Annotated in this window: 14 protein-coding genes; 8 read left to right on the top strand and 6 right to left on the bottom strand. The window is 62.8% G+C overall.

Annotated features, from left to right (window positions below; genetic code table 11):
- The first annotated feature begins 198 nt into the window (after window positions 1–198).
- From BCEP18194_RS14680 to BCEP18194_RS14660, 5 genes are all read left to right on the top strand, one after another.
- Complete coding sequence (locus tag BCEP18194_RS14680; protein ID WP_050781603.1) at window positions 199–1,761, top strand: GMC family oxidoreductase N-terminal domain-containing protein; 1,563 nt, start codon at window positions 199–201, stop codon at window positions 1,759–1,761.
- 114 nt (window positions 1,762–1,875) lie between these two features.
- Entirely contained in the window at window positions 1,876–3,351 is a 1,476-nt protein-coding gene (locus BCEP18194_RS14675; RefSeq protein WP_011352066.1) for a benzaldehyde dehydrogenase, read from the top strand.
- Window positions 3,352–3,375: 24 nt separating this feature from the next.
- Window positions 3,376–4,368: an amidohydrolase family protein gene (locus BCEP18194_RS14670; protein ID WP_279626889.1), complete on the top strand. Its 993-nt coding sequence runs from the start codon at window positions 3,376–3,378 to the stop codon at window positions 4,366–4,368.
- A gap of 27 nt (window positions 4,369–4,395) precedes the next feature.
- The gene (locus BCEP18194_RS14665; RefSeq protein ID WP_011352064.1) at window positions 4,396–5,136 is read left to right on the top strand and encodes an SDR family NAD(P)-dependent oxidoreductase; all 741 of its coding nucleotides are present in this window, start codon (window positions 4,396–4,398) and stop codon (window positions 5,134–5,136) included.
- A 237-nt stretch (window positions 5,137–5,373) separates the two neighbouring features.
- Window positions 5,374–5,850: a nuclear transport factor 2 family protein gene (locus BCEP18194_RS14660; protein WP_011352063.1), complete on the top strand. Its 477-nt coding sequence runs from the start codon at window positions 5,374–5,376 to the stop codon at window positions 5,848–5,850.
- A 322-nt stretch (window positions 5,851–6,172) separates the two neighbouring features.
- Here the strand turns inward: BCEP18194_RS14660 and BCEP18194_RS14655 are convergent, their stop codons facing one another.
- Complete coding sequence (locus BCEP18194_RS14655) at window positions 6,173–10,015, bottom strand: hypothetical protein (RefSeq protein ID WP_011352062.1); 3,843 nt, start codon at window positions 10,013–10,015, stop codon at window positions 6,173–6,175.
- Window positions 10,016–10,335: 320 nt separating this feature from the next.
- The gene (locus BCEP18194_RS14650) at window positions 10,336–11,235 is read right to left on the bottom strand and encodes a LysR family transcriptional regulator (RefSeq protein WP_011352061.1); all 900 of its coding nucleotides are present in this window, start codon (window positions 11,233–11,235) and stop codon (window positions 10,336–10,338) included.
- A 147-nt stretch (window positions 11,236–11,382) separates the two neighbouring features.
- Here BCEP18194_RS14650 and BCEP18194_RS14645 point away from each other — a divergent pair, with 147 nt between their 5' ends.
- The 3 genes from BCEP18194_RS14645 to BCEP18194_RS14635 are packed head-to-tail and all read left to right on the top strand — an operon-like array spanning window position 11,383 to window position 14,005.
- Complete coding sequence (locus BCEP18194_RS14645; protein WP_011352060.1) at window positions 11,383–11,769, top strand: nuclear transport factor 2 family protein; 387 nt, start codon at window positions 11,383–11,385, stop codon at window positions 11,767–11,769.
- 35 nt (window positions 11,770–11,804) lie between these two features.
- The gene (locus tag BCEP18194_RS14640) at window positions 11,805–13,013 is read left to right on the top strand and encodes an MFS transporter (protein ID WP_157687173.1); all 1,209 of its coding nucleotides are present in this window, start codon (window positions 11,805–11,807) and stop codon (window positions 13,011–13,013) included.
- Complete coding sequence (locus BCEP18194_RS14635) at window positions 13,013–14,005, top strand: hypothetical protein (RefSeq protein WP_011352058.1); 993 nt, start codon at window positions 13,013–13,015, stop codon at window positions 14,003–14,005. The genes BCEP18194_RS14640 and BCEP18194_RS14635 overlap by 1 nt, the downstream gene beginning before the upstream one ends.
- A gap of 98 nt (window positions 14,006–14,103) precedes the next feature.
- Here the strand turns inward: BCEP18194_RS14635 and BCEP18194_RS14630 are convergent, their stop codons facing one another.
- The 4 genes from BCEP18194_RS14630 to BCEP18194_RS14615 form a co-directional block, all read right to left on the bottom strand.
- Complete coding sequence (locus tag BCEP18194_RS14630; protein WP_011352057.1) at window positions 14,104–15,444, bottom strand: MFS transporter; 1,341 nt, start codon at window positions 15,442–15,444, stop codon at window positions 14,104–14,106.
- 144 nt (window positions 15,445–15,588) lie between these two features.
- Window positions 15,589–16,728 (bottom strand): FAD-dependent monooxygenase, encoded by a 1,140-nt coding sequence (locus BCEP18194_RS14625; RefSeq protein WP_011352056.1) that lies wholly within the window; start codon window positions 16,726–16,728, stop codon window positions 15,589–15,591.
- Window positions 16,728–17,225: an acyl-CoA thioesterase gene (locus BCEP18194_RS14620; RefSeq protein ID WP_011352055.1), complete on the bottom strand. Its 498-nt coding sequence runs from the start codon at window positions 17,223–17,225 to the stop codon at window positions 16,728–16,730. The genes BCEP18194_RS14625 and BCEP18194_RS14620 overlap by 1 nt, the downstream gene beginning before the upstream one ends.
- 1 nt (window position 17,226) lies before the next feature.
- Window positions 17,227–18,009, bottom strand: coding sequence for a maleate cis-trans isomerase family protein (locus BCEP18194_RS14615; protein ID WP_011352054.1), 783 nt, complete (start codon window positions 18,007–18,009; stop codon window positions 17,227–17,229).
- Window position 18,010 lies beyond the last annotated feature (1 nt).

Below are 18,010 nucleotides of genomic sequence, written 5' to 3'. Positions count from 1 at the left end.
ATCATCGTCCAAACTATTGGACATTAATTCCATAGCATCCATCTTGTTGATCCATACGTCTGAATCCATTCTGTAGTTACGGCCGGTCGATACCGATCGACGAGCGCTCCGGGCCACATCGCGTCCGGGGGCATGGACAGGAGTTGGATCATGAAAGTATCAAGACGTCAGGTTCTGGTGGCCGGCGCGGCCGCCGCGATGGCGGCGCTTGCAGGCAAGGTCTCGGCCAGCACGCAATCCGGAAAGAAGTCACGACACTTCGACGTGGTGATCGTCGGCGGCGGATCGGCCGGCGCCGTACTGGCCGCCCGGCTGAGTGCGGACCCGCGGCGCAGCGTGCTGCTGCTGGAAGCCGGACCGAATTTCGCGCCCGGCAGCTACCCCGAGGTACTGACGAATGCCAACGTCGTCGCCGGCTCCCCGGCGTACGACTGGCATTACCACACCGAGGACGCGGCCCGGCTCGGCCATGATATCCCGGTGCCGCGCGGCCGCGTCGTCGGCGGCAGCTCGGCCGTCAATGCCGCAGTGGCCATGCGCGCCCGCCCTGCCGACTTCGCGCGCTGGTCCGCCCGCGGCATCGAAGGATGGTCGTGGGAAGCCGTGCTCGACGCGTACAAGGCATTGGAGAACACGCCGGCCGGCGACGATGCCTGGCACGGCCGCGACGGCCCGTTCCCGATCCGACAACGGACTGCAGCCGACAACACGCCGTCGATGCGCGCATTCGTCGAAGGCTCGCAAGCGCTCGGCATGCGGCGCGTGCCGGACCTGAACGGCGCTGACCCTCAAGGCGTCGGCTACTACGCACTCAACGTCGTCGACGGCGTGCGCGTAAATACCGGTATCGCCTACCTGACTACCGCGGTACGCGCCCGTTCGAACCTCACGATTCGCGGCGACGCGGAAGTCGACAGCGTCGTCATCCGGCACAAACGTGCAGCCGGCGTCGCGCTCGTCGGCGGCGAAGTCATCCCGGCCGGCGAGGTCGTCCTCGCATCTGGTGCGTTCGGCAGCCCGGCGATCCTGATGCGCTCGGGCATCGGGCCTCAATCGCATCTGTCGGAGCTGGGCATCGCCACCGTCTCCGATCTGCCGGTCGGGAACCGACTGCAGGACCACCCGTTCTTCTACAACGTCTACGCACTGAAGCGCGAAGCGAACGCGATGACGCCCGCCGCCGGCGCGATCGTCTGGACGCCGTCGCAAAGCGCGAAGCCGGGTGAGCTCGACCTGCAGATCTCGGCCACGCACCTGATCGACCCGAAGGTCAGCCCGACTGGCGGCGCAATTGTGCTGGCCTGCGCGGTCACGCTGCCCAGATCGCTCGGCCAGTTGCGGCTGGCAAGCCGCGATCCGCGTATCGCGCCACATATTCGCTACAACTTCTTCAGCGACACGAACGACCTCGACCGGATGGTCGAGGCGGTCCAGCTGTCGCGAGAGATCGGCCGAACAGCCCCCTTCTCGTCGCTTGTCGATCACGAGATGGCACCGGGTGCCGGCATCAGCGCCAACGATCCGGCCGCGTTGCGCGCCAACATCATCGCCAACGCCGCCGCCTACCTGCACCCGACGTCGACGGTACCGATGGGGGCCGAGTCGGATCCTTCCGCCGTCGTTGACCCATTGGGCCGTGTACGCGGCGTCGAAGCATTGCGGGTAGTCGATGCATCGATCATGCCGGAGATCCCGTCGGTGCCAACGAACGTGACGACCATCATGCTTGCCGAGCGTATCGCCGCGACGATGACGGCATGAGCATGCCGCGCTCGTAATCGGCAAACAGATATCTCACCAGCGAACCGATCAATCATTATTGATCAGTACTTCAAACATTATCTGAACGGAACATCACGTTCCCGGAGAAACATCATGACGAACAACACGCTCCTCTCGCCCGCGACCGTATGGAGCGAAAAGATCTATAGCAACGGATGGACCCGCTCCAATTTCGGCAACACGGAAGACGTGCTGGAAAAGGCCACGGGGAAACGGCTCGGCGCCATCGGCATCGCATCATCGCAGGACGTTGCGAAAGCCGCCGCCATCGCACGCGAAGCGCAAAAGGCATGGGCGAATGTACCCGGGCCGAAGCGCGGCGACGTGCTGCGGGAATTTTCCTGGCTCGTGCTCGTCCATGCCAACGAGATCGCCGACCAGATCGTCCGGGAAACCGGGTCGATCCGCGCCAAGGCACTGTGGGAAGTGCAGGTCTCGGCGCGCGAAGTCCTCGAAGCCGCCGCCCTCGGCAGTCAGCCTGAAGGTGTGCTCGTCGCCACGGCCGAGGCCGGCCGCCAGAGCATTGCGCGCCGCATCCCGGTCGGCGTGATCGGCGTCATCACGCCGTGGAACTCGCCGTTCATTCTCGGCTCCCGGGCAATCGGCCCCGCGCTGGCGATGGGCAACGCCGTGATCCTGAAACCCGACGTACAGACGCCGATTGCCGGCGGCGTGACGTTCGCCCGCCTGTTCGAGGAGGCTGGCCTGCCGGCCGGGCTCTTCCATGTGCTGCCGGGCGGTGCGGACACCGGCTCGGCACTCGTCAACGAACCGCTCGTCGACATGATCAGCTTCACCGGATCGACCCGCGTCGGTCGGCAGATCGGTTCGATCGCGGGCGGGCAGCTCAAGCGCGTGTCGCTCGAACTCGGTGGCAACAACCCGTACATCGTCCTCGAAGACGCCGACATCGAGGCGGCTGCAAGCGCCGGTGCATGGGGGGCATTCTTCCACCAGGGGCAGATCTGTCTCACGGCCGGCCGGCATCTCGTCCACGAGCGTGTCGCGGAAGCCTATGCTGCCGCGCTCGTTCGCAAGGCCCGGGCACTCGTGGTCGGCGATCCGTTCGACGACCGCGTGCAGATCGGCCCGATCATCAATGAGCGGCAAGCCGCCAACGTCGATCGGATCGTGGCGGAAACGCGCGATCAGGGAGCAACCGTACTGGCCGGCGGCACGCGTAACGGGTTGTTCTTCGAACCGACGGTGATCGTCGGTGTGCGCCCTGGCATGGCTGCGTTCGACGAGGAAATCTTCGGGCCCGTTGCCCCTATCACGACCTTCAGCAGCGACGACGAAGCCGTTGCACTGGCCAACGGAACGGATTACGGCCTGGTCGCCGCCGTTGCATCGGCCGATCTCGCTCACGCGCAGCGCATTGCGGATCGACTGCACTCCGGTGTCATCCACATCAACGATCAGACGGTCCTGCACGAAGTCTACGGGCCGATCGGCGGTGTCGGTGCCTCGGGCAACGGCTTCAACCACAGCACGCTGACCAACGCCGACCAGTTCAGCGAATGGCAATGGATCACGACTCGCCAGCAGATTCCGGCGTATCCGTTCTGATCCGTCCTGCGGTAGCGGCCCGCATTGCATGCCGGCGCCGGCCGCACCGCATTCAAGGAGCACATCATGAGTCAAACCAACCGAATCGATGTCCATCAGCACGTCGTCCCGCCATTCTGGGCGGACAAGCTGGCGACGCACGGCGGCGACCCTTCCGGCACCGTCATTCCAGACTGGTCGCCGCAAAGCGCGATCGAGATGATGGATCAACAGGGCATCGCCACCGGCATCCTGTCGCTGACCGCGCCGAGCGTGGTCGGCTGGCAGCAGCTCGAGCGTCGCACGATGGCGCACCGCGTCAACGAATACACGGCGGAACTGGTCGAGAAACACCCGACGCGCTTCGGCAATTTTGCGACATTGCCGCTGCCGGACGTCGATGGCGCGTTGCTCGAGCTCGAATACGCGCTCGACGTACTGCACGCGGACGGCGTGATCCTGCTCGCCAACTATGCCGGCAGGTATCTCGGCGACCCGGCGTTCGAACCGGTATTGGCGGAACTCGCGCGCCGCCGCGCGGTGGTATTCGTCCATCCCGGCCAGCCGCCGCTACCCACCATCGGCGGCGTCGCCGGCCCGCTCGTCGACTACCCGTTCGACACGACGCGCACCGCCGTCCAGCTTGTGTTGAACGGAACGGTAGAACGCCATGCCGGCACCCGCATCATCCTCGCGCACGCCGGCGGCTTCCTGCCCTATGCGTCCTTCCGGTTCGCCGAACTTGCACGGGTATTCGACGCCGGCGCCGCCGGCCCGGACACGATCCTCGAAAAATTCCGCGGCTTCTATTTCGACACCGCGCTGTCGGCGAGCCCCGCCACGCTGACGGCGCTCAAGACCTTTGCTGGCAGCGAACGCATTCTGTTCGGCAGCGACTTTCCGTATGTATCCAAGGAAATCAGTGGTGCATTCACGCATCGGCTGGACGGTTATACCGGCCTGACGCCCGATGAGCGCGCCGCGATCAATCACGGCAATGCGTTGCAACTTTTCCCGCGACTCGCACCCCGTCCGTAACGAAGAATCCAACAGGAGATGAACATCATGAGCACCCATCGCAAAGTAGCAGTCGTCACCGGCGCGGCACAGGGCTTCGGCCAGGCCATCAGCGTCGGCCTGGCCGGTCGCGGCATCGACATTGTCGCCGTCGACCTCGCTGAATCCGATGCCACGGTCGCGGCAGTCGAGCGTGCCGGCGCACGTGCCGTCAGCCTCGTCGCCGACGTGTCGGATCCCGCATCGGTCGAGCGCCTGTCTGCGCTGCTGAAAGCAGAATTCGGCCGCTGCGACATTCTCGTCAACAACGCGGGCATCTATCCGAACGTTTCGTTCGCCGACGTCGATTACGCGCTGTGGCAACGCGTGCACCGGGTCAATCTCGATTCCCAGTTCCTGATGGTGAAGGCCGTACTCCCCTTCATGATCGAACGCAGCTGGGGCCGCATCGTTAACATCACGTCGAATTCGGTCGGGCTCGTTGCGACGGGCCTGTCGCACTATATGTCGAGCAAGGCTGGTGTCATCGGCTTCACGCGCGGTCTCGCAACAGACGTCGCGGAGCACGGGATTACCGTCAATGCAGTTGGCCCGACCGCTTCGCTGACGACCGGCGGCAAGACACATATCAAGCGAGAGCACATCGAAGCGCTGGCTCAGGCGCAAGCGATCAAGCGCCCGGGCGCCGCCGAAGACATCGTTGGCACGGTGCTGTTCCTGTCGAGCGACGACAGTGCGTTCGTCACCGGGCAGACGATCATCGCGGATGGCGGGCTGGTCAGGCTGTAAGCGCTGAACCACTCCGACTCGGAATGGCAATGGATCCGGAAGACAGCGACGTGCGACGGCGGGGATCCGCCGCGGCTCCACTCCGGACGTCCTGTCCATTCTGAGCGGAACACCGACCGGGTTGGTTCCCGTATCCAACAGAGGTAGCCTCGACGTGCCTTCTCTCACACCAGACTTGAGCGTGCGACCTTTCGTTCTGGACACACGTCTCCGAGTCTTTTTACGGAGCCTTCCTTAATGGACATGCAGCATTACGAGGCGCGGCTCGACGCGCTGGAAAGTAGGTTTACGCTGGAGCGCCTGATCGCGGCATACAACCACGCATTTGACAGCCGCGACGAAGCGCTGTTGCGCGACCTCTGGCACGACGACGCTCGCCTGCTGCTCGGCGACGCCTTCGGCAACTACACGGGGATCGATGCCATCGTCGAATCGGCGCACAAGAACTGGCAGCAGATGCCGTACATGCATCACTGGATGGCCAATCCGTTGATCGATGTCGACGGTGACCGCGCGTCGGGCAAGGTGGCGCTCGATGCGCTCGTCACACACGCCGAACTCGGCCCGGCTCAGATCAGCGGCCTGTATCACGATACGTTCGTGCGCCGGAACGGTCGCTGGGCCTTTACGCAGCGACGCTTCGAACTGCACTACCTGACGCCGCTACCGAACTGGAAGCCGATCGCGGGAAGCGAAACGGCATCGCCCCAATAAGCACTGACATGGTCGTGTACCCCCTAACCCTACGTGTATATGGCCAATTTAGACCAAGCAAACAGCGTCAGTTTGCCTAACTCAGATCGGCCAAGAACGGTGATCTAAAATATTTCCCGAACGACCGCTTCAGCCTGGGTGCAGTAGAACAGGGAGGCCGTCCCACCCGGATCGCTAGCTAACTGTCAACTTGCGGAAGCTTCCGAAGATCGAGTCTCACCGAATCAGCTGGCTTACATCAGCATGAACGGTTGGTATTGAATGCAGCTCCTTGTGGGGCAATGACCACATGAACTCGAAAATCCAACGACCGATTCCCATGTCAGGAGCGCCCATTCCAGTTTTCCAAACTTGACGTATGTCTTTCCGGCCGCTCGTGGGCACGCTTAATTCCGAGCGTGCGACGCTCTTCCAACTTGCTCTTCAGTGCCTCGTCAGACGTCTTGGTTAGCTTCAAGAAATTGAGGATCATTTCATAAGTGTGCCAATGCTTGGGAGGTGCCCTTTCAACCACGAGATCGATAACCTCAGCAACATTGGGTATCTGCCGCGAGTGTTCAGATGCCGGATCTTCCAAGTTCTCCATCAAATTCAGCCAGGCGCTCAGCAGTTCCCGCACGACCAAGTCTTCCGCAAAATGCGATAAGAACTCCTCGCGCTGCGACTCGGGAATCCAATTCTCGTGCTCTTCTAAGGAGTCAAGGGCGCTGGGCGCCAAGGCCGCCATCTGGGAAATCCACTCCGACTTCAGCTCCTCGTCGACGGGAAGACCGAAGAGCGTCTCCCATACTTCCTGCATAAACTCACCAGACGTGTGCCGCTTGCGTTCAAGCAGTAGACCCGCTAGGCGCTCCGCCTGCTCCGGTCCGAGTTCACGTGCGACCTCAGTCAACTCCTTCGAGTTGCCGAATGATAACAGCCACCTCCAAACCACATCAAACATTGAGTGAGTTGGCATCCTAGCAATTCTTCGAAGAATCACGTTCCATACTGCGTTTCGCGATCCATGGGCGCCAACGTAGTAGATGGCAGGATGGTCGCCAGTGAAAATCTGCACGCAAGCATCAAGCAATTGAGGCGGCAGTCTGTTAATGACCATCTCTGGCTGCGATTCTAGGTCGACGCCTCCAGGAAGCAACGCAGTTTGAATTTCAGCCGGAACCAAGGACCGTGTCAGAGCAGCTGCCTTCAACCATACCTCGTCCAGCGCTTTGGTCGCCAGGTGCTGAAGCAAACGCGTGCGCTCTTCGGTTGAGAGGTCACCCCAAGCGTCCACGAGGTCCGATACAACCCGGATTCGAGCGGCAGTGCCTGGCAGAGCAAGCAGACTTTCAACGCGTGACGCTCTTTCCCCAGATTCGCTCGAGACGCCGGATATCAAGATGTGCGATACCCCGAGAATATAGTCGCTTGGAATGCCTGAGAGCGAGGAATGCTGAACAAGTTCTATCCAGCGATCCACTATTTCCAACAAGCTCTGCAGAGAGATATTTCCGATGGCTTTATCCATCACGTCATACAGACGCTCGTCCCTGAAGGATGCTCCGATCGGGAGCTGTTGAAGAACTCTCGGCATGAGAGCTTCAAGTAGTGCCCATGGGGTATCCTTACCTCCAAACTCGTCGCGGGCAATGACTACCAGGCGGTCGATAAGAACAGCAGCGGAAACTGGAGAGTCTGCCATCGCTCGCAGCCCGCTGGTCAGAGCATCGCGGCGCCGGTGATCACACGAAGGCCAAGCCTCCACAACGCCCTGATACGCGGCCCGTGTAACTGCCGGATGCTGTTCGCTGAAGATACGCTGTAGCAGATGTTGGTCATCGTTGCGAGGCTGACTTAGCCACAGGCGCACAACAGGCGCACGGACCATCGACACGTCAATGCTGAGAAGTCGGGCTGTTATCTGCGAAGTTAATTGACCCGGCGACTTCTCTAGAAAGGCGACTACCTTTGCCGCATCCCGAATTGAGAGCGGATCTGGCCGAACGCTATTCAAGAGTTCCAACGCATCTTTGACCTCTGCCGAAGACACAGCGGCCGGGAACACGTCGACCTCTAGCGAATTCGCAATTGTCGCAGCAGGGATCCGCGGTTGATCACCCGACCACTCGACATATGAAAGCTTCATCATAGTCACGCTACGAACCCACGACGACACGTCAGACTGCAGTTTGACAGGCAGCGAGCCCAGTCGCCTCACGAGGAACTCGAAGCACAGATCACGCACCACCGGGAAAATTGAGTGCAGCCCACGAATAGCAAGGTCAACTACCCCCTGCTGGCCCTCTCGAGTATCGAGATTTTGATGAATCCAGCCAAGGTTCGTAGCAGCCGCACGTGCCGTGTCAGCATCGATAGTGAATAGAGCCCTCTCCACGAGCGACAACGCCTCCTCCGTTGACCGAGACGTTGCTGCATCGATGAGTGACTCTGCACTCGCCCGGTAGAATGGATGGCTGAAGGTATAGCGCCGAGACATCGCGCTCACCATCCGGCGCAGCTCGAGCTGCTCCAACGAGTCACTTTCACGGGCCGACAAGACCGGCTGGGGAACGTAGCTGGGAGGCAGCGCTGGTGGGGCGGTCGAGCTTTGGCCAAACGAACTCATGACGGCACGGACATCTGATTCGCCAGGACGATCAATCCGTCCACTATCCAAGACGAATGCTAACTCGGGCTCCGCAGTCGGCAAGGCCGGCGTTGAGGCGACGACAAGCGCACTCATGAGCGGCGCGAGCAGTTCCTGCCGAAGCGCACTGCCGAGGGACTTCGAGTCCTGACGGGCATAGCGGACCACCTCTTCGAGGGGGAGCGCGATATCCAACCGATCATGGTTAGCGGCAAGATATACGAGACAGCCCGGCTCGAGGTCCAACTGCTCAGCCTGGATAGCCTCCGCGACTTGAGCTTTCAACGCTGCGGGAACGGCATATTCGTCCGCCGACATGGCCCATAGAGCGCCTAGAAAGATTGCATTCCCAATTCCCATCTCCACCCACGATAACTTGCCTATGCGGATTTGATCGATGGACTTGCATCGAGAGACCTCAAGAAGCCGGTCCTGGGCTTGAGAAACGATGAGGCGTCTACCGTTCCCTAGTTTCGGAATCAATGCGTGAAGGAGCATCAACTCACGAGATGCGTAGTCTGCGGCGTGCGCCCCTCCAAACGGGTCGTCTACGAGAGCTACTCTGTTACCCTCAACTGGCTCGCATAAGTAGCGATCCGCCTCGGCGACGTCGGAGCAAATCCTAACGCTATAGCCTTGGTTCTGCAGCAAGGAAGCGAGGCTACGAGCGCAAAAGCTCTTACCTACCCGAGGGGCGCCCGTGAGAAGGAGTGCAGAGTCTTCCGCGAGTTGGGACAGCAATGCCTTCTCCTCGCCTCTGGAAACATAGGATGCCACCACCAAAGGATCTGCGGCTACGCCAGACGCAATGACCTTTTTCACTTCCGGCAGCACATCAACGCCGGTCCGCTTCTCGCGCATGACTATCTCTGTGATGCGCCTCGTTACCTCCTCAACACGATCTGGAACGACTCGATGACGAGATACAAGTTTGTCTCGAATGCGTCGCAAAATCTCCTGCTCGTCGAGCCTCTCTGCAACGAGTACTCGCTGAAGCGATGCTTTCAGCACAGTTGTCGATATGACGGGTAGCAGCTTTCCGATGTGTGCTCGACGCTTTTTGGCTAGACCTTTGTCAGCCTTCGATGTTGCGTTGGCATAGTCCTGCAGACTCGCCCGCATCCCGCGCTCTGTTTGAATCGTCACCAAGCCTTTTTTAACCTCCGTCGTATGTACAGCCAGCTCTACGACATGAGGCACAACTTCATCATTGCATCGACCGCTGGCCACAAAGAGCACCGACTTCCTTGGATCGGCGACAAGCCTTTCTAGAAGTGAACCACTGTCGTCGCGATCTGGAAAGTGCGCCAGCCAGTCGACCAGCACGTCGTGAGTAATGCGCACTTCCGCACCCTTGACCTGGACCTCCAAAATTCTGACATTAGCGCCATCGGACAGCGTCAGCAGAGCATCTTCGCCATCTTTCGGTTCGATCTGAAGTGCGACTCCGGCATTGTCAGACCCAAGCACTGCTAGCAGTGCACAAACATGATCTTGCAGTCGGTATTTCAGTTGCCCAACGATATCAATCGACATACCTCGTCGTCTAAACGACGCCTCCCAAGCCGGTTGGTTTGCTGCAATGTCTATCGGGATGTACCCGCAGTGCCTCTTCGCTCGAACACTTCAAGCCATAAGAGGCCCGTGCGAGACGCGTTATTTTAAAGCACCCATGTGCTGCGCGCGGGTTCACTAGGCGTTTGAGCTGCTCCGCTTTCAGGCAGCTTCTAGAGTGTTGTATCGACCGGTCGAATCCGCCGTCGATCACGACCATAGACGAAGTGGCGTCCAAGCAATCACTAACTGATCTGACTCTGACAGAGAGATCCAGTCTAGACTTACGCACCCCGTCCTCGTCAGGAACGAGTCTTGTCGAGCTGCACGTGCTCGGAGACAAAATCGATGAAGGCGCGCAGCCGCGGCGTCACGTGACGGCCTGACGGCCAGAGCAACTGGAACGTATTCTGTTCGGCCGTGTAGTCATCGAGCACCGTCACCAGTTGCCCCGCCTCGAGCGCCTGCTTCGCGGAAAATTCCGACGCGTACGCAATGCCGACGCCCGTGATCGCGAAGTACATGCGCGCCTCGTTGGTATTGCAGGTAATCGCGGTCGGCAGCCGCAGCTCCGGCTCGTCGCCCGCGTCGCACCGCAGTTGCCACGTTTGCAGCTTCCCCGTGTTCGGCATCCGGAACTGGATGCAGTCGTGTTCGACGAGCTCGCGCGGGTGCGAAGGCGTGCCCCGCCGCGCGAAATAGTCGGGTGCCCCCACCAGCATCATCCGGAAGCGCCCCAGCGGCCGCGCCGTCAGGCGGGAATCGTCGACGTCGCCGCTGCGCACGACCGCGTCATAGCCCTCCTCGATGATGTCCGCCATGCGGTTGTCGAAATCGAGATCGAGCTCGATCTCCGGATAGCGCTGTCGAAACGCCGAAAACACCGGCAAAAACGGATCGCCCACCATCGGCAAACCGATCCGCAACCGCCCTCTCGGCACCGAGCTCGCCTCCGAAAGCTCAGCCTGCGCCGCATCGAATTCGGCGAGGATCCGCCGCGCGCGTTCGAGAAATAGCGCGCCTTCCGTCGTCAACGCGACGCTGCGCGTGCTGCGATGAAACAGTCGTACCCCGAGGCTCTGTTCGAGCCGCGTCACGCTCTTGCCGATACCCGAAGCGGAGATGCCGAGCACACGGCCGGCCGCAACGAAACTGCGCGTATCCGCAGCCTGTACAAAAACGTTCAGCGCGAAGCTGTCCATGAAGCGACGCTCCTTGAATAGCGGACAGATTGTCCGTTCAGCCGGGAACTCTACCGTACTTAATTCCTGTTGGGAAAGGCGATAACTTCGCTGTCATCCCGCACCGCACGTGCGACGACGTCTCACCTCTTCCAACAGGACGATTCCATGACCACCGAACCCGCCCTCCAGCAACTCGCCGCCGAGCTCGAAGCGCGCCGCTGGAACCTCATCCTGCAGGGTGACGCTCAAACGCTTTCCACCCTGCTGTCCGACGACCTCCTGTTCGTTCATTCGAGCGGGCTAAGCGACAGCAAGCAGTCCTATCTCTCGTCCATCGAAGCCGGCGCCGCTGTCTATCACTCCGCCGATCGCGAGATCGCTTCCGTCGTGCCGCTCGGCGATGCGGCCTTCTTCGTCACCGGCACCGTCAGGATGGCCGTCACGCTGCGCGGCACGCCACGCACCCTTCACTCGGTGTTCACCGTCGTCTGGCGACGCGAAGAGGATACGTGGCGGCTCGCCCTGCACCAGACCACGGCGCTGCCGGCATGAGTACGTCACGTGTACACGCACGGCCCGCCCGTGCCATGCCCTTCGTCGTCCTGGGCCTCTTCGGCCTGTATACGCTCGAATTCGGCGTCGTCGGCATTCTGCCGGCGCTCGTCGAGCACTTCCACGTGTCGGTCGCGCACGCCGGGCAATTGACCGGCCTGTTCGCGCTGACCGTCGCGCTGTTCGGACCGATGCTGGTCCTGGTATCGGTGCGGATCCCGCACAAGCGCGTGCTGGTCGTCTCGCTCGCGATGTTTGCAGGGTGCAGCCTGCTGTCCGCGTTCGTCGATTCGTTCTCTTGGATGCTCGCGCTGCGCATCGTCGCCGCGCTGTTCCACCCGATGTTCTACGCGGCCGCACTCGCCACCGCCACCTCGCTGTATCCGCCTGAGCAAACCGGCCGAGCCGTATCGCGTGCCGTGATCGGCACGACACTCGGCCTCGTCGTCGGCGTTCCATTGATGAGCGCGATCGCGTCCGCGACCGACTACCGCGCGTCGCTGCTGTTCTGTGCCGCCGTGTGCGCTGCCGCCGGGCTCGGTCTGCAGCTGATGCTGCCGGCCGGCGTGGCCGGAGAGCCGCCCGGCGCGCGCGCCCAGTTGTCGATCCTGCGCAAGCCCGTGCTGTGGCTGAACATCGTCGCGGTCGTGCTGGTCTTCACCGCGCTGTTCGCCGTCTACGGCTATGCGGCCGAGTACCTGAAGCGGCAAATCGGCCTGAGCGGCGGACAGATCAGTGCAACGCTCGCGCTGCTCGGCGTCGGCGGCGTGCTCGGCAACCTGATGATCGGCCGGTTCCTGGATTCGCATCTCGTCAAGGTCGTGCTGCTGCAGCCGTTCGCGCTGGCGGCCATCTACCTGGCGCTCGGGACGTTCGCGGAAGACCGAATGGCGGCCATGGCCCCGATCGCGCTCCTGTGGGGCGGCATCCACGCGTGCGGGCTCGTCGCCAGCCAGATGTGGCTTCGCTCCGCCGCGCTGGAGGCCCGCAGCTTCGCCACCAGCCTCTATCTCACGGCGGCCAATCTCGGCGTCGTCGGCGGTTCCTTCGCCGGCGGCTTCGCGATCGAACGCTTCGGCATGCAGGGCGCGGTCGGCTGCGGCGTCGCGCTCGCCGGGCTCGCGCTGGCCGCCATCGCCTTCAAGGTCGTGCTGTACGGCCCGCACGCCAGCCGCGCGGAAGCCGCAGCGGCTCGCGCCACCCCGCTTGCTTCCCATCGTCTCAACCAACGAGAGTCCATCTGATGAATTTCCCCCATCGCTACCTGGAAGGTTTCAGCGGCCCCGAAGACATCGCTATCACCCCGGACGGCACGCACCTGCTCGTCAGCGCGCTGCCCGCCGATTTCGTCAATCCGGACGGTCCGGCATTGATGCAGGTCGAACTGGCCAGCGACCGCACGAGCCCTATCCCGATTCATCGGGAGCCGGAACGAGGCTGGGGCGATCCCGACAGCGACGCGCCCGCGCAGTTCGGCACGCATGGCCTGCACGTTTCGACGCGCCCGGACGGACGGATCCAGTTGCTCGCCGTCAACCATGCCGAACGCGAGTCGGTCGAGATGTTCGAGTTGGTGCGCGGGAGCGGCGGCTACGAAGCCTGGTGGCGCGGTTCGGTGGCCTTCGACGGCGGCCTGCTGAACGACGTCGTCGCCACGCCCGAAGGCGGCTTCATCGCGACGGTGATGCTCGATCATGCGCTGCTGGGCGACCGGGACGCGATGACTGTCCTGTTCAGCGGCGAGCGCGTCGGCTACCTCGCGGAGTGGCATGCGCGAACCGGCTGGCGGCGCCTGCCCGGCAGCGAAGCCGCGCTCAACAACGGCATTCAGATCGGCGCGGACGGCCGCCTCGTGTGGTTCGCCGCATGGACGAGCGGCGAAGTGCACGAGTACGACCGGGAACGCCAGTGCATCACGCGCACGGCGACGCTGCCGTTTTACGCCGACAACCTGACGCTCGACGATCGCGGCGCGCTGATCGCAACCGGCATCGACGATCTCGACGACTGGCGCGCGCGAACAACCGCGCAAGGGCGGATCAGCCGCGACAAGCTGCCGTTCTCGATCGCGCGCATCGATCCGTCGACTTTCGACGCGACACCGCTGTTTCGAGGCAGCCCGGGGCTGCTCGAAGGCGGGGCCTCGGTTGCGCTGCTGGCCGGCGATGCGTTGTACGTTGGCAGCTATGCCGGCGATCGTCTGCTCAAGATCGAATCTGCCGGACTTCGGGCCTGAGCCGCCGCAAACCTGACGCTGCCCGGTTGCGCCGAATCGAACGTCGGACGGCCGGGCAGTTTGATGACGTACTGCCTGGATCCTGCGCGCGGCAGGCTTCAGGCTGCGGTCTGAGCGACCGATGCGGCACCCTGCCGGCGGAGCCGACCGAGCATGCCGACCGCTACTGCCGCAGCCACTGCAGGCAACGCGGACGCGATCAAGGTCTGCTCCGCTGTCCAAGTCATTGCCATCAGGTATCCACCTGCAACGGGCCCCAGCACCGCACCGAGGCGCCCGACGCCAAGCGCCCATCCAGCGCCGGTCGCACGCGCCGCGCTCGGATAAAGGACGACGGCCAGCGCATTGAGCCCGGATTGTCCGCCGAGCACGCAAAAGCCGGCGAATGCGATGCAAGCCAGTGCAGGAACCGGAAAAGCGTGGAACACGCTGATCCCGGCAATGGCCATGCCGCCGGCCACGAAGTTCGCGATCAGCACCACGGCGTAGCCCCTGCGATCGATCAGCAATCCGAGCAGCCAGTTGCCGAGCAGGCCACCCAGCCACAAGGCCGTACCCGCGAGCACAGGCATACCGGGCGACGCGCCGTTACCGGCCATCAGCAACGGAATCCACGCGGCAAGGAAATACGCGCACAGCATGTTGGCGAAGTTCGCGCCCCACAGCAGCGGCGTCGCCACGGCTCGCCCTTCTCCGAACAGCGTCGCCACCGCAGGTTGTCGATCCGGCCGTTCCGTACGGAACCCGGGCGGCAACGTCGCGTTGGGCACCGCACGCTGAAGAAGGCGCAGCGTTTGCGGTCGTCCCGGGCGTCGTGCCAGCGCAAACTGGATCGATTCGGGCAAGACCATCCACATCGCCACGGACAGTATCGCCGTCAGCAACGCTCCCACGTCGAACACCCCGCGCCATCCGAAGGTTTCAATGACGAACGCGGCCACGGCGCCGCCCAGCACACCGCCCGCAATGTAGCCGGACGAGACCGCCATCATCAGCGTGATGCGAAGGCGGCTCGGGCTGTACTCGCCCGCCAGCGACATCGCATTGGGCACGATCGCGCCCATGCCGACACCGGCTGCGAACCGGATCGCGATCAGTTGGTCGAGCGAGCCCGCATGCGCCGTCACCGCCATACAGCCGGCCACCCACATGCTCGCCGCGACGAGCAGCGGCCGGCGCCCGATCCTGTCCGCCAGCCCGGCGAGCAGCAGCGACCCGGCGAACATCCCGAGCAACCCCGCGCTGAACACGGGCCCCAGCACCGTCCGCTCGATCCCCCATGTCTTCATCAAGGCCGGCGCAGCATAGGCCATCGCCTGCACGTCGTATCCATCGACGACCATGCAGAGACCACACAACGACAACGCAAGCCATTGCAGCCGCCCCATCGGGCGTGTATCGAATACGGAAAGTACTGCCTCGTCCGACGACGCAGCCATGATTGTCTCCTCCATACCCTGACAGGCTTCTTCAATTGCGGCAGATTCGTCGCAAACCTCCGTCGCCTCGTGACGATCTGGACGGCCGCGTGATCGCGGTCCGCCTGCTTGTATTACCGGTCCAGGTGTACCGCGCGGGGCAGGTCAACTCGCCGCTTCCGCGCGCTGCGCGTCGTACTGCCGGATGAATTCCGGCGCACGCTTCTGCAGATCGTCGTGGGTGACGCGTCCGGTACGCAGCATGTAGTCGTACGTGAACGCATACGGATCCAGGTGCATCCGGTCGGCGACGTTCTCGTACCAGTCGAGGCTCTTCGCGGCCGCCAGCTGGAAGCGCTCGGACGCCGGGCGCCGGACTGTCTCGAAGTGTTCGAACACGGCCGGCAGATCGTCGTGATGCCGACATACGCCGTCGCTCAGCGCGATCGCATCCTCCATCGCCATGCGCGTGCCCGAGCCCAGCGAAAAATGCACTGATCGCAACGCATCGCCGAGCAAGACCCGGTTGCCGTCGTGCCAGCCCTCGTTCTTCACGGTCACGGCCTCGAACCAAGCCGACTTGTTGGACAGCAGTGCATGTCCCTGCAAGTTGTCGGCAAAGACGCTCTCGCACAACGCGCGGCTGCCGGCATCATCCATCTTGTCGAGCCCGGTGCGACGCCACGTGTCGGGATCGGTCTCGACCAGGAACGTGCTCATCTGGTTGCTGTACTGATAGCTGTGCGCGATGAAGACCCCGTATTGCGTTTCGCGAAAGATCAGCGAGACGGCGGAGAACAGCCGCGACGTGCCGTACCACGCGAACTTGTTGCGACGCTGCGTGAACGATGGCCGGAAAGCGGACGCCAGCTGTGTGCGCGTACGGCTGTGTACCCCATCCGAAATGACGACGAGGTCCGCTCCACTCAATTGCCCGACATCGTCCACGCGCGTGTTGAAGTGCAGCTCTACACCCACCGCACGGCACTCCGCCTGCAGGAACTGCAGCATCGCCAGACGGGAGACTCGCGAGAAGCTGTTGCCGTCGATCGGAACGTGCACGCCGCGATGCACGATCTCCATATGGTCGGAACGCGCATGCAGCGCCGTGAAACGGCGGAAAAATGCAGGATCGGCCTGCTCGAGAAACGACAACGCCACGCCTGAGAACACGACGCCCCATCCATAGGTTGCGTCGGCATCGTTCTGCTCGAATACGCGGACCTGCCAGTCCGGATGCTGCTTGCGGACGAGGTAGGCGAAGAACAACCCGCCGGGGCCTCCGCCGATCACGTCGATCTTCATCACGCTTCTCCTTCTGAGGTCCGCACGGCCTTTCCTTCCAGCCGCTCGAGCAACTTCGCCCGGAGCACGGGTGGAATCGCAATGGAGCGGCGCTCCGGACGCGCGACGCAGATCGGACTCAGCTTTGCCGAGAACACGCTCGTGCCGGACAGGTCGACTGCTTCAACCGTCAGATCGAACGAACGCTCGCGCACATCCGTGACGGTGAGCTGCATGTCGAACAGTTCGTCCGGACGCAGGCTCTGGTTGAACACGAAGCTCAACGCCTTCACCGGCGTTCCGAATTCGTGTTCGCGTTTGACCGACTCGAGCGATCCGCCGAGCAGGTACGCGTAGAACCGGTTCGCGAGCGCGATCACGTATTCGCTGAAGTTCACGGTATAGACGACGCCCGCGGGATCGCACTCGCCCCATTTCACGCAGCGCCGCACCACGAACGGATGCTCGCTGACGAGCCACTCCGACGGGCCCGCGTCGAACCCTGACGTCACGTTCATGTCAGGCCTCCGCCACGGCAACGCGACCGGCGTACGCGTCCGTCAGAAGCGCGCCGCCGCCGGGAATCACCGCATCGAGACCGAGCTTGTCGAGCATCCGGCGTGTGGTGCACACGGCGGTCGACGTCACCGGAATGCCGAGCGATGCCTGGATCGTGTCGATCGCCGGCAGCGACTGCATCTGCACGCAGGCGGACGCGACCACGACGTCGGCGTTCGCCGTGTTCAGCCGCGCGACATCGTTCACGAGTTGCAGCGGATCGCGGCGGCCGACGTCGAGATTGTCGGGAATCTCGAACGACAGCGCGTCGATCACCTCGATGCCTTCGCTCTCGATGTATTCGACCACCAGCTTCGTCAACGGCTTCATGTACGGCGCCATCAGCGAGATCCGACGCGCGCCCATGATGCGCAGCCCGTCGATCAGCGCACCGGCCGACGTCATCACGGCTGCCTCGCAGCTGTTGGCCCGCGCCACCTCTTCCAGCTCGCGCTCGACGGTCCGGTGGTATCCCGGCCCCATCGCCATGATGGCAACGAGGCATGCCGTGCTCATCACGTCCATGCGCGCATCCGCAAGCTCTGCCGCGCAGCGCAGCCCTTCCTTGTTCATCGCGACGAGCTCTTCCTTCGTCACCTTGTGCATACGCATGCGGCTCGAATGAAACGTGAAGCGCTCCGGCGCGACGAGTTCGCGGCGGCGCAGCAGCGCCGGCACTTCCGTTTCCATCGTCGTGTTCGAACTGGGCACGATCTGGCCGATTCGATAGCTGACCTGGCTCATG

Origin of the sequence: Burkholderia lata (assembly GCF_000012945.1) — a bacterium.
Lineage (GTDB): Bacteria > Pseudomonadota > Gammaproteobacteria > Burkholderiales > Burkholderiaceae > Burkholderia > Burkholderia lata.
Note: the sequence above shows the minus strand (reverse complement) of the source record. Positions and strands in the feature narration are given on the sequence as shown.

Excerpts from the sequence above, each read along its gene's own strand:
- BCEP18194_RS14620 (WP_011352055.1), bottom strand. The coding sequence starts at position 17,225 with ATGAACGTGACGTCAGGGTTCGACGCGGGCCCGTCGGAGTGGCTCGTC.
- BCEP18194_RS14615 (WP_011352054.1), bottom strand. The coding sequence starts at position 18,009 with ATGAGCCAGGTCAGCTATCGAATCGGCCAGATCGTGCCCAGTTCGAAC.
- BCEP18194_RS14665 (WP_011352064.1), top strand. The coding sequence starts at position 4,396 with ATGAGCACCCATCGCAAAGTAGCAGTCGTCACCGGCGCGGCACAGGGC.
- BCEP18194_RS14645 (WP_011352060.1), top strand. The coding sequence starts at position 11,383 with ATGACCACCGAACCCGCCCTCCAGCAACTCGCCGCCGAGCTCGAAGCG.
- BCEP18194_RS14675 (WP_011352066.1), top strand. The coding sequence starts at position 1,876 with ATGACGAACAACACGCTCCTCTCGCCCGCGACCGTATGGAGCGAAAAG.
- BCEP18194_RS14635 (WP_011352058.1), top strand. The coding sequence starts at position 13,013 with ATGAATTTCCCCCATCGCTACCTGGAAGGTTTCAGCGGCCCCGAAGAC.
- BCEP18194_RS14640 (WP_157687173.1), top strand. The coding sequence starts at position 11,805 with ATGCCCTTCGTCGTCCTGGGCCTCTTCGGCCTGTATACGCTCGAATTC.
- BCEP18194_RS14630 (WP_011352057.1), bottom strand. The coding sequence starts at position 15,444 with ATGGCTGCGTCGTCGGACGAGGCAGTACTTTCCGTATTCGATACACGC.
- BCEP18194_RS14625 (WP_011352056.1), bottom strand. The coding sequence starts at position 16,728 with ATGAAGATCGACGTGATCGGCGGAGGCCCCGGCGGGTTGTTCTTCGCC.
- BCEP18194_RS14680 (WP_050781603.1), top strand. The coding sequence starts at position 199 with ATGGCGGCGCTTGCAGGCAAGGTCTCGGCCAGCACGCAATCCGGAAAG.
- BCEP18194_RS14650 (WP_011352061.1), bottom strand. The coding sequence starts at position 11,235 with ATGGACAGCTTCGCGCTGAACGTTTTTGTACAGGCTGCGGATACGCGC.
- BCEP18194_RS14655 (WP_011352062.1), bottom strand. The coding sequence starts at position 10,015 with ATGTCGATTGATATCGTTGGGCAACTGAAATACCGACTGCAAGATCAT.
- BCEP18194_RS14660 (WP_011352063.1), top strand. The coding sequence starts at position 5,374 with ATGGACATGCAGCATTACGAGGCGCGGCTCGACGCGCTGGAAAGTAGG.